General features: G+C 39.9%; 7 protein-coding genes. 5 read left to right on the top strand and 2 right to left on the bottom strand.

Annotated features, from left to right (window positions below):
• Positions 1 to 235: 235 nt before the first annotated feature.
• Positions 236 to 1,243, top strand: coding sequence for a quinolinate synthase NadA (gene nadA / locus CPIN_RS03665; RefSeq protein ID WP_245552081.1), 1,008 nt, complete (start codon positions 236 to 238; stop codon positions 1,241 to 1,243).
• A gap of 2,651 nt (positions 1,244 to 3,894) precedes the next feature.
• On the opposite strand, the gene CPIN_RS03670 is transcribed toward nadA, so the two are convergent.
• Positions 3,895 to 4,134, bottom strand: a complete 240-nt coding sequence (locus CPIN_RS03670) for a FeoA family protein (RefSeq protein WP_012788419.1) — start codon at positions 4,132 to 4,134, stop codon at positions 3,895 to 3,897.
• A gap of 186 nt (positions 4,135 to 4,320) precedes the next feature.
• Here CPIN_RS03670 and ybeY point away from each other — a divergent pair, with 186 nt between their 5' ends.
• The 4 genes from ybeY to CPIN_RS03690 all read left to right on the top strand — a co-directional run bounded on the left by ybeY (position 4,321) and on the right by CPIN_RS03690 (position 11,559).
• Entirely contained in the window at positions 4,321 to 4,743 is a 423-nt protein-coding gene (gene ybeY, locus CPIN_RS03675) for an rRNA maturation RNase YbeY (RefSeq protein WP_012788420.1), read from the top strand.
• A 2,769-nt stretch (positions 4,744 to 7,512) separates the two neighbouring features.
• Positions 7,513 to 9,381, top strand: coding sequence for a tRNA uridine-5-carboxymethylaminomethyl(34) synthesis enzyme MnmG (mnmG, locus tag CPIN_RS03680; protein WP_012788423.1), 1,869 nt, complete (start codon positions 7,513 to 7,515; stop codon positions 9,379 to 9,381).
• 638 nt (positions 9,382 to 10,019) lie between these two features.
• Positions 10,020 to 11,150, top strand: a complete 1,131-nt coding sequence (locus CPIN_RS03685) for a lactonase family protein (protein ID WP_012788424.1) — start codon at positions 10,020 to 10,022, stop codon at positions 11,148 to 11,150.
• Positions 11,151 to 11,217: 67 nt separating this feature from the next.
• Complete coding sequence (locus CPIN_RS03690; protein ID WP_012788425.1) at positions 11,218 to 11,559, top strand: hypothetical protein; 342 nt, start codon at positions 11,218 to 11,220, stop codon at positions 11,557 to 11,559.
• Positions 11,560 to 11,566: 7 nt separating this feature from the next.
• Here the strand turns inward: CPIN_RS03690 and cls are convergent, their stop codons facing one another.
• Complete coding sequence (cls, locus tag CPIN_RS03695; RefSeq protein WP_012788426.1) at positions 11,567 to 13,045, bottom strand: cardiolipin synthase; 1,479 nt, start codon at positions 13,043 to 13,045, stop codon at positions 11,567 to 11,569.
• Positions 13,046 to 13,097 lie beyond the last annotated feature (52 nt).

Raw genomic sequence — 13,097 nt, forward strand, 5'->3', positions numbered from 1 at the left:
TCTTAATACAGGTACCGCTAAGAAATTATTCACGGAAAACGATATCCACGGGTGTGGATTAAAATAGGGTTTTTCAGGACTATGGCCAATCTCGACTGTTAATTTGCTGTGGATAGCCGTGGCAAAAAGAATAACAACTACATTTGTACACGACGGTCAAAATTTGTTTTCACATATTCACAGCCCTAATAGTAGTGGGTTTTTCTTTTTTTAAAAAATAACTAGATATATAATTATGATGAGGGAGCTGGAAATTGCTAAAAGCGAACTTCAAAAAAAAGGGTACCTCGACTTACCGGTCGATGTACGTCTTGATCTTTTTGCGGAAATCGAAAGATTGAAGAAAGAAAAAAACGCGATCGTCCTGGCGCACTATTACCAGGAACCAGATATTCAGGATGTGGCCGACTACATCGGGGACAGTTTGGGCTTAAGTCAACAGGCTGCAAAAACAGATGCCGACATTATCGTTTTTGCCGGTGTCCACTTTATGGCCGAAACCGCAAAAATTCTGAGTCCGCAGAAAAAGGTATTACTGCCGGACCTCAAAGCAGGTTGTTCACTGGCCGACAGTGCTCCTCCTGAACTTTTCAGAAAATTCAAGGAAAAGCACCCTGACCACCTCGTAATTTCCTACATCAACTGTTCGGCGGGTATCAAGGCACTCAGCGATATCATCTGTACGTCATCTAATGCCGAAAAGATCATCGAGAGCGTTCCCAAGGGCCAACCGATCATTTTTGCCCCCGACAGGAATTTAGGGGCTTATTTGTCCAAAAAAACGGGAAGGGACATGTTGTTGTGGAATGGTGCCTGCATGGTGCATGAGATTTTCTCCCTGGAAAAAATAACCAAATTGAAGATCCGTCACCCGAAAGCTAAGGTGATAGCGCATCCGGAGTGTGAAGCAGCTGTTCTTGAAATTGCGGATTACATCGGATCGACTACGGGCTTACTAAACTTTTCCAAAAAAGACGATGCGAAGGAATATATCGTGGTTACCGAAACAGGTATTCTTCACCAGATGCAAAAAGAAAATCCTTCGAAGACTTTCATTCCTGCTCCGCCAAATAATGCGTGTGCGTGTAATGATTGTCCACACATGAAGTTAAATACATTGGAAAAGTTGTATCTGTGTATGGAATACGAAGAACCTGAGATCACAATGAACGAACAATTGCGTATCGCAGCGAAAAAACCGATTGAGAGGATGTTAGAGATCTCTGCGCACTACGGATTGTAGTTAAATATCTGAAAGACAACAGTTTATAACTTAAATTTGGTCTAATTTATCATATTATGGCCTGGTTAGCATGCTAATCAGGCCTTTTTTATGCCCACAAAGGGCTTATGGACAGCTTGCTCCAGGTCGTTTCAGCCCCTTATACGAGCTATTATGTGCTATAGCATTCGTTTTTCCTACCGTTTATAGGTTGAATATTCGTGAAAATGCTGTACCCCCCTACAGTATTTTACATATTAAACGATTCTCAGAGCCTTCATTTGGGAAGGGCTTATGCCTGCAATAGATCTATCTATCAGGGGAAGAGGCCAGTTTGAGCGGTTCTTAGCGCTTTTTGCGAAGGCTTTGTGGCTTCGATGAAGTTGGGAGTGCTGTAGGGGACTACGGAATTTTCAACTTGAGGGAAATTATGAGGCTTTCGTTTTTGAAGGGCTTATAGCTTCAACGAAATTCACATTATGTGAATTGCTATAAAACAATAAATTCTAAGGGCTTTATTTTGAAGGCGTTGAGCTTCTCATGGATGTGGATATCCTGTGGGTACCTACAGGAATTGCTGTCTTATTAAAATTATAAAGCCTTCATTTTTGAAGGCCCTGTAATTGCGATGAAATGTTTAAAACGGGTGCCTATAAGATCGATTTAATTCAGGGGCCTTTATTTTGAACGCCTCCTGGTTGCGATGAAGCTAAATTCCCGTGGGGTACCACGCAATTTTGCAGTTGACGAAAAATATGGGCCGTTTATTTTTGAACGGCTTATAGTTAGAGTGAAAATTTGAAACCGGGGAGTTATTAGGATCGTTTAATTCTCGGCGCTTTCATGAAGCGCTTATAGCTTGAATGTATTTAGAAACCTGTGGGGATCCACAGGTTTTTATTTTTTGTGCGAAATGAGCGGCTTTCAGAAATGAAGCGCTTATGAGCGAGACGAAATTTTGAAGTCGGGGGATTATTAAGATCGTTTAATTGTCAGCGCTTTCATGAACGCCTTGTGAATCAAATGTACTCTAAATACTGTGGGTATCTACGGGAATAGCTTTTTGAAATGAGCTATAACCGCTTTGAAAATGAGCGGCTTATAAGTTAAATGGATTTTGAACAATCGGGAAGTAGTAATGTGGATTAACTCTCAGCGCTTTCATGAAGGCGTTCTCTTTGCGATGATAAAAAATTGTCGTAGGTGACTACGAGTTATTCAATTTGAGAGAGCATATGCACTGTTTAATTTTGAGTGGCTTCTAGTTACGATGGAAATTGTGTGTGTGGACTATTCCTCAAATGCTTGATTCTCACAAGCTTCACGAACAGGCTGTAGTTTTAATGAAAATTTTTTGCTGTGGGTATCTACATGTGGTTGGTTTTCATGAGAAATATGCCGGCTTCAATTTTTTGATCGCTATAGATTGTGGAAAAGTCGTATCTGAAGCGGAAGAAATAAATTTTTAGAGGTTGGAGAACTTAGTTACTTGCTGAGATTGCGTTAAAATGTGTAAAACTCATAGGTCTACACAGGTTTTGTAGATTTTTTCGAGATATAAGACCTTGGATTTTCAAAAAATGTGGATTTCTTCCAAAATTTTTTTGTTTTTATAAGTAGCGTGCCAATTTTAAGTGGGATAACTACAACGTAAAATTTTAAAATGAAAAATAAAAACCGGCGTAATTCACATTTTATGTTGTTTTTAAAAGAAAATAGCGCTTTAGTCAGTCAGTATGTGGATAAGCGCCTGGACTTTTTTAATTTCTATGAAATTTTCCAATTTTTTTTGTTTTTGACGTTTAGAATCCATCTTATTCACCGAAATCGGACTAAATAATGTGAATAAAGGATCTGATAAGCCTTAAAAAGTTTCAAAATCATTTTTTTTTCAGACAAATGTGGAAAAGTGGCCCAAAATTTTTTGATTTTATTTTTCTTAGGAAATTTTCCTTACGAGATATCCTTCAATCCCACTTTATCCACAAAAATTAGTATTCAACTCATAAAAATTACTAATAAACGCTTGAATTTTTCTGGATTTGCATTTCGAATCGGAAAATGTGGAAAAGGAGAGCTTTTTTCTTTAATTTTTTTTCTGATGAAATCCCATTCCTAGCTACCGTTTTTCCACATAATTTCTTTTGTTTTTAGTTTACTAGTCTGCTGAAAACTATTTTTCAATTTTTCCAGCGCAGTAATCCACATTTTTTCTAAAATTTTCTTTTTTCCTGTGCCTAATCAATCTTCTTCACAGACTTAATTCATCATTATCGAAACTATGCAAATATTGCAGTGAATAAGGTCGTTTAAACGCCTTTTAACTTAATTGTAGCCTATGTATGAAGAGATAACCGGCTTTATAAAAGGAGGGCTAATTAGGGGAGATACAGGGTAAAAGTTGGGTAGCGCTACTACTTGATCATACATGCAAGATTTACCAAAAGTTGAGTCAGTTATGAGTTTGAATGGCTTTATCCTACATTCATCCTACATTCAAAAACGAATCACCAACGAAGGAGAAGTATAGTATAACTATGAATAGATAAAGTAGGAAATAGGTAGAGGCGGGTTATAACTAAAGTAATATAGGCACAAGAAATAAAAAAATCCGAATGATGCATTTAGTTATCAGCTCAGTTGAGTTGCAAATGTATCATTCGGATTTTCTATTAAACCAATTCTTCGACCCATATATAGTCTGCTTCTGTTTTACGGAGGGAAAGATTATAACCGGCTACCATAATTGAAATCGGATCTCCGAGTGGGGCGATCTTTTCTACTTTCACTGTTTCACCGGGTACACAACCCATTTCCATTAACTTAAGGTGCAAATCATCTTTTTCAAAAGATGTGATAACGGCACTTTTTCCAATAGCGAGGGAAGACAATTTAATCACTCCTTTTTTCATCCGTTGTAATTTAATCTTTAATGCCTGAAGTGTTTCGATCTTAGCAGGTGACAAAATTGTATCTCTTACTAAGTGATGCAACAAAGGTACTGGCTGACATTCAATCGAACAAAGACAGGGGAGGTGGAATCCGAAATTTCACCATATTTTTACATTCTCAATCAATTACAAAAACAAGTTCGAGGTATGGCAATCAATTTTACTGCACATGAGGTGAAAGTAAATCTAAAGAATAAGACGAAACTGAAAGCGTTCATAAAAGACTTATTTGTGCAGGAGGGGCAGAGAATGAAAAGTATGCAGTATGTTTTTTGTAGTGATGAATACCTTTTAGAAATCAACCAACAGTTTCTGCAGCATGATACGCTCACTGATATTGTAACCTTTGAAATGGGAGAGGACCCTGATGTGACTGAGGGAGAAATTTACATCAGCGTTGATCGCGTTCGGGAGAATGCGGAGAAATTCAAAGTGACGGAAGAGCAAGAATTGCATCGGGTGATTTTTCATGGAGCTCTTCATCTTTGTGGTTACAAAGACAAAACAAAAGATCAATCTGCTAAGATGAGGCAGATGGAAAACCAGTGTCTTGAACAATACTTCGGCTAAGAAATATTAAAATGTTCCACGTGGAACATTTCATAAAACCGGGTCATTCAGATCCGGTTTTGTGTTTTTAGTAGTAGAGCTTTCTTTCTGTTTCGGCTGATTTTGGGTGAGGTGGTATTAATGAATTGACCTCGGGCTTCTTTATCATACTTTGCCTTCATATCTCTGCTTAGTACTCCATGTTTTTTCTTGTTTATCGGATTATATCTGGTTAACATCAGTTAGCCGATTTTATAGGAAAATTTGTTCTGTATTATTTATGGAGTTCAGGGTTAATTAATGTTAGGGACATCTTGTATGCGGTTTAAGGTGGGACCCGGGCTGATGCCATCTGCAGAATTTGCTATTGGGCATCGTCAATCGTGGTAGGGTTGGAAATATGATTTAGCTACTTGTCAATCGTATGAGCACTGCAAATGGCTAAGGCCCGAGTCTCCCACCTTAAACCTCCTACTGATATTAGTCCCATAACAGACTTTATAGCTGACCTGGACGATGACGTTTGTCTGCTTATGTTATACCTCCATCTTCTTCAACGGTTATTTGTATATTTCATCAGGCATTTGGTTATTAGTCTGAAGCAGGTTTGTTATTCTATAGCTAGAGACATCTTGCATGCGGTTTAAGGTAGGACCCGGGCTGATGCCATCTGCAGAATTTGCTATTGGGCATCGTCAATCGTGGTAGGGTTGGAATTATATTTAACTACTGTCAATCGTATGAGCACTGCAAATGGCTAAGGCCCGAGTCTCCACCTTAAACCTCCTACTGATATAGTCCCATAACAGACTTTATAGCTGACCTGGACAATGACGTTTGTCTTCTTATGTTATACCTCCATCTTCTTAAATGGTTATTTGTGTATTTCATCAGGTATTTGGGTTATGAGTCTGAAGCCAGGTTTGTTATCGCTAGGGACATCTCGTATGCGGTTTAAACTGGGACCCAGGCTGATGCCATCTGCAGAATTTGCTATTGGGCATCGTCAATCATAGTAGAGTTGGAAATATGATTTAGCTACTGTCAATCGTATGAGCACTACAAATGGCTAAGGCCCGAGTCTCTACCTTAAACCGCATACTGACATAATCCTATAACAGATTTTATAGCTGAAATGGGTAATGTCGTTTGCCTAATGTTGGTACAGTTCTTTCTGGGGTTCCTGTTGTGAGTTCACTGCATAGTTAGTTAATGAGGAAATATTCATTTTGTAAGAATTAACTGACGTATTCAACCCATCTAAATCATTCTATACATGGGGCTGAAGTCTGTACTTTTTAGTATGAAATTTACAACACTCTGTTTTAAATATCCTGCTACTGACTGCCCTCTGGTCAACCTTATTGGACGAAGCCTGAACTATCTAATTAGGAAATCCTGGAATCCGTCATCAAAAGATGTTAATAAACGTATTGATCTAAATCTAAATTACAAAACGATAAATCGAATTGGCTGTTAGTAGTTAATCGTTCCGATCCTCCCTCATGATGATAGGATAGAGGAGAGACAATATGCTTTCTGAAGAGGTATTAAATATTCTCTCAGTTAAATTTCACAAAGAGGACAGTCGTGAACTAGATCGTCTTAATTGTAAGTAGTATCTCTTTAACTCCTCTAACATTGCTCAGAGGACAATACAAGGAAGAAAATATGCCAAGTCCATCCCGAATTATCATAACAGACAATTCAAGCGGCGGGTTTGAGAAGGAGCAGTCGGGCCTTAGCCCTTGGCAGAGACTCACACGCTTGATAAACCAATAACACAATTAATGACAATCATACTTTACGACATCGGTTGTTAATTCTCTGCAAGGGCATCAGCCCGATAGCCCTTCTCAAACCCACAGCTGTATGTCTAGGACCAGCATAACAACTAACTCAGAAGGCACAAAACCTCTTTATTTAAGAACAGCCACAAACTCCGGAACTATCACTAAGGCCAGTTCGGGGCGGCGGGTCTGAGAAGGAGCAGTCGAGCCTTAGCCCTTGGCAGAGACTCACACGCTTGATAAACCAATAACGCAATTAATGACAATGACAATTATACTTTACGACATCGGTTGTTAATTCTCCGACAAGGGCATCAGCCCGATAGCCCTTCTCAAACCCACAGCTGCATGTCTGGGACCAGCATAACAACCAACTCAGCAGGCACAAAACTTCTTTATTTAGAACAGCCACAAACCAACACAACTAAGAATATATTCCAAGTACACTCCTGAACTATCACTAAGGCCAGTTCGGGGCGGCGGGTTTGAGAAGGAGCAGTCGGGCCTTAGCCCTGGGCAGAGACTCACACGCTTGATAAACCAATAGCACAATTAATGACAACCATGCTTCACGACATCGGTTGTCAATTCTCTGACAAGGACATCAGCCCGATAGCCCTTCTCAAGCCCACAGCTGCATGTCCTCGCTATAGCATGAAAGATCTGTTATTGTTGAACACCTCTATATGTTCTCAATAAGTTTACCTAGATAAAGAGGCAATTATTTAGGAAAAGAATACCCTCCAAAGAGAAATTCTGAGTCAAGACAAAAACAAGTCTACCTGCTAAACGACATCCTAAGTATAACACTTAGGAACAGATCCTCAGGTTTTGGCTAAAGCTTCTAAAAAAATTGAAACGGCTAATCTTTTTCACTCGAACAATGCATTAACTTAGCCTCACTCAATCACTCATTTCAACACGAACTTTCAGATGTTCCACGTGGAACATTACATATCCCCGCTTCTATGTACCTTTGCATTTCTATTTAAATAAAATTATGTTTCCATCATACGATGTAATTGTGGTAGGCGCCGGACATGCCGGTTGCGAGGCTGCAGCTGCGGCAGCAAACATGGGATCCAAAGTCCTTTTGGTCACCATGAATATGCAAACGATAGCTCAGATGAGCTGCAACCCAGCAATGGGAGGAATCGCTAAAGGACAAATTGTAAGGGAGATTGATGCTCTGGGAGGATACTCAGGAATCATAACCGATCAGTCCATGATTCAGTTCCGTATGCTGAACCGTTCCAAAGGACCTGCCATGTGGAGCCCCCGTACACAGAACGACAGAATGCTGTTTGCTGCTAAGTGGAGAGAGGCATTGGAACAAACACCAAACGTTGACTTCTACCAGGACATGGTAAAAGGACTGCTGGTAAAAGATGGACGTTGCTATGGAGTAGTGACCGGATTAGGACACGAAATAAAAGCAAAATCTGTAGTGCTCACCAACGGTACATTCCTCAATGGTGTCATGCACATCGGAGATAAACAGTTCGGCGGAGGTCGCGTAGCAGAAAAAGCAGCTACCGGAATTACTGAACAATTAGTATCCCTAGGCTTCGAAAGCGACAGATTGAAGACAGGTACACCACCAAGAATCGATGCAAGAAGTCTGGATTATTCGAAAATGGAAGAACAACCAGGTGATGATGTAATCACCGGGTTCTCTTATCTGGATGTTGAAAAGATCAAACCTGAACAACAGAGAAGTTGCCATATCACCTATACAAGTGATAAAGTACACGAAATGCTGAAGACAGGGTTCGACAGATCTCCAATGTTCCAGGGTAGAATTCAGGGTGTCGGACCAAGATACTGTCCAAGTATTGAAGATAAAATTAACCGTTTCGCGGAAAGAGACAGACACCAACTGTTCGTAGAACCCGAAGGTTGGAACACCGTGGAGATCTATGTAAATGGATTTTCAACCTCCCTGCCGGAAGATGTACAGTATAAAGCACTTCAATTAGTGCCCGGATTTGAGAACGTGAAAATGTTCCGTCCGGGTTATGCGATTGAGTACGATTACTTCCCACCAACACAATTGCAGTTCTCCCTGGAGACAAAACATATCCAGAATTTGTTCTTCGCCGGACAAATCAACGGTACCACCGGGTATGAAGAAGCAGCATGTCAGGGTCTGATGGCAGGTATAAATGCACACCTGAAAGCAAGCGGTCAGGCGCCATTTGTACTGAAAAGAAGTGAAGCATATATCGGTGTACTGATCGATGACCTGATTAATAAAGGTACCGACGAACCATATAGAATGTTTACCTCAAGAGCCGAATTCAGAACTTTGCTCAGACAGGATAATGCCGATCTGCGTCTCACAGAACAGAGTTTTGAAATGGGCCTCGCCAGACAAAACAGATTGGATAAAGTGATCGTGAAGAAAGAAGGAGTGGAGAAAATCAAAGCAATTCTGAAAGAACTGCCTGTTGATCCGGAAGAAATTAATCACCTGCTGGCAGAGAAAAATACTTCACCACTGCCTCAGCGTATGCGCGCTTACCAAATCCTGTTACGCCCAACTATGGATATATTCTCTATGAAGAACCATGTTGCGAAAATTGGAAAAGCACTGGCTGAATTCGGAGATGAAACATTGGAACAGGCAGAGATCCAGATCAAATATGAAGTATACATCGAAAAGGAAAATGACCTGGTGAAAAGAATGAGCCAGATGGAAGACCTGCTCATTCCAGATGGATTCGATTATACAAAATTGGTATCATTGAGCGCAGAAGCCAGACAGAAATTTAATAAAATCCGTCCCCGTACACTCGGACAAGCCAGCAGAATCAGCGGCGTAAATCCGAGTGATGTGCAGATCCTGATGGTATACATGGGACGCTGATCATAATTATATTAAAGCCAAAAATAAAAATACATGCTTGTTATGGGCATGTATTTTTTTTGTCTATATTCGTCTAAGACCAGAATCCTGTGGACCCAGACAGATGATGCAAGAGATTGAACCTATGACTCGACCGGACCTATTTTCATCCACACCAAATTTCTAACGAAGCAGGCAGAAATTTATTTATAGTTCATTCCACTGATTTACCTGATTAGTGTATCTATGAATTTATTCACCACCCGATTTCCTGGAAAATTTACCTGAACATTTTTTCAAGCGGAACATTGTGCTTTTTGTTACACGTGTAACAAGACACAGATGTCGTTTATCATACATCGTATTGTAAATAATTTATTCAAAATAAAAGTTAAGGTTAAATTAGAAGTATATACACCCGGACCTTGTCTATGGACTGGGCTTTTTCCTTAATTTTTATTAAAAACTTGATTTTCAATTATTTGACAAATTATTTGCCCTAAAAAGATGACTTTATAAGACCCTTAAATTTTGACGATCGGGTAGTGGGTAATGATAATGTTCCATAGAGAGGGTAATTGGCGAAAACGGGCCTTAAAATGCGTTTTATACTTTATTGCATATTTAGTAATTTGTTTTTACATAAAAAGGCACAGTATATGCTTAATACTTTACTCACCTGCACCGCTTTATTAACTACTACGATGTTGTCAGCACAAACAGATACGACGAAAGAAAAATATCTACTGATTGGCACTTATACAAAGAGTGCAGATGAGGGGATTAATGTATATGCGTTTAATACAACGACCGGAACACTACGTTATGTAAGTACGACGAAAGGTGTGGACAATCCTTCCTATCTCGTGATTGCTCCCGATCAGCAACATGTGTACTCCGTAAATGAGAATAATGAAGGAGGCGTAAGCGCTTTTGAATGGGATACCGTCAGCGGTAATCTGACCTTCCTGAATAAACAGGTTTCCGGTGGAGCTTCACCCTGTTATATCACGACAGACACAGATGGAAAGTATGTGATTGTTGGAAATTACAGTGGTGGTAGTCTATCTGTATTGCCTGTACGTAATGATGGAAGAATAGATGCGCCTGTACAAACAATAGAGCATACCGGTACAGGACCTAACAAAGAAAGACAGGAGAAACCACACGTACACTGTACTGTATTCGGTCCTGATAAAAAGACATTATACGTGTCCGATCTGGGGATAGATCAGATAGTCATTTATAACTATAAACAAGGGGATGTATTGCCATTAGTACCTGCGGATACAGGCTATGCTGCATTGAATCCAGGAGCTGGTCCGCGACACATTACTTTCCATCCCAATGGCAAATGGGCATATGTGATACATGAACTTGATGGAAAAGTAACCGCCTTTAATTATGTAAGAGGAAGGCTCATTCCTTTTCAAACGTTATCTACACTTTCTGCTGCCTACAAAGGTCCTATCTCCGGTGCTGATATTCACATCTCTCCGGATGGCAAATTTTTATATGCTTCTAACAGGCAGAAATTAAATAATATTGTCATCTACAGCATAGATCGTAAAAACGGTCGGCTGGAGAAAAAAGGTGAACAACCTTCAGGAGGCAAAGAACCACGTAATTTTGTTATTGACCCTGATGGAAACTATTTATTGGTCGCTAATCAGAACACAGACAACGTAGTTGTATTTAAAAGAAACAAGCTGACAGGATTACTCAAACCAACCGGTCAGGAGATAAAAGTACCCAAACCGGTTTGCTTAAAAATGATCGGGACGAATTAACATTTGCTGCTGAATAACGATATCTGATTGGCATAACTTTTTCATAAAAAACTAAAACGATAAGATCATGAAAAAGAAAGTCACTAAACCAACAGATAAAAAATCCGAACAAACAGAAGATGAAAAATTCCCGGGTTATCCTGCTTACCCCGCAAGTGAAGATATCACTTACAGAGGCGAACAGGAAGATCTCGATGTGGAAAAAGTAACCAGATCTGCACGTATAAATAATGAACTCGCAAGAGAATCTTCTATTGATGCTGGTGAAATGGATGAAGGACTGGATGTACCAGGTGCAGACCTCGATGACAGTAACGAAATGATAGGAGAGGAAGACGAAGAAAATAACTACTATAGTCTTGGTGGAGACAGGCATGAAGATCTTGAAGAAGATAATGATAATGCCTGATCACATACTATAATAACGGAGTCAATAATCTGCATACGCCATCTATAAACTTCTGCCACAAAGAACGATTTCTCCAGGAACGACGATCAATGTGTTCGGAGTCCTGCAGATCCTGTTCAAATGCTGCATTCAGCTTATGCACAAAGGTCTTGTCATAAACGACGACAGCAATTTCACTATTCAGATAAAAGCTCCGGTAGTCAAGGTTTACAGAACCAACAATTGCAAGATTATCATCTATTGCAATTGACTTCGCATGTATAAAACCTTTCTGATAAAAATACACTTTCACACCTGCATCAAGCAATGACTTGATGTAGGATTGTGCTGCATGTTGTACAAAAAATGAATCACCCCGAAAAGGTAAAATAAGCTGCACTGTCTTACCCGATAATGCGGCCATTTGCAATGCTGTTAATATCTGTTCGTTGGGAATAAAATAAGGATTACTGATGCGGATAGAACGACGTGCATTATTAATCGCCATCAGTATCGTTTGCATCGCCATCGGGAACTCTGAATCTGGTCCGCTGGCTACAATGTCTGCAAAGCAATTTTCATTCAGATCCGAACGGTGAAAATAAGGTGGACTAAACGGAAAGGTTTGTTTACTGCAATAACGATAACTCATCATGAATTGCAATTGCAAAAGATTCACAACATCTCCTTCCAGCTTCAGGTGTGTATCTCTCCAGAATACCGGATGCTTCGCATTGTTCAGATAGCGGTCATCTATATTGATACCTCCGGTAAATCCTACTTCGCCATCGATAATAATGATCTTTCTATGATTACGATAATTCGCATTCAGATAGAAATTGATCAGTACAGGAGAGAAGGCAAAAACCTCTGCACCATTTTCTTCCAGCAGATCTGGTATATCACCGATCTTATCACAGCCCAGGTCATCATAAATAAATCTTACTTCTACGCCCGCCCGCAGTTTCTCCAGCAATATCTCTGCTATCGCATTACCCACATCATCCGCAGCAAAGATGTAATACTCGATATGTATATGATGTTTGGCCGCCCTCAGTGCGTCCATTACTGCCGGAAATTTCTCTTCTCCATTCAACAGTAATTGTACACGGTTATCGCAGGATAATACAGAATGTCTCGTATTGAGCAGCATCGCAGAAATCTCCTGTTTGCTGGCTACCTGTTTGCGGAGCTGGAGTTGCATCTGGTCAATTTCTTTTCGCTGAGATTCCCAGTATCGTAACATCAGGGTTTCATCCTTACTTCCCTTTAACGTAAACCGGCGTTTCTTGCGGAGATCTCTTCCCAGGTAATAGTATACTACTAATCCCAGTATGGGTACGAATACCAGCAACATGATATACGCCATCGCCTTGACCGGATTCCGGTTTTCCAGCAGAATAGTGCCTACCACACCCAAAAAGGAAAGTGAGATCAGCACATACCCTATAATTTTCAATGCAATGTGCCAGTTTGTGCCCCAGAGAAAGTATAATACCTGATACACGGAAATAATTAATAGTTATGTGAATAAAGGTAATAGTAATATTATTAGAATA

The sequence above is a fragment of the Chitinophaga pinensis DSM 2588 genome (assembly GCF_000024005.1).
In the GTDB taxonomy this organism is placed as follows: Bacteria; Bacteroidota; Bacteroidia; order Chitinophagales; family Chitinophagaceae; genus Chitinophaga; species Chitinophaga pinensis.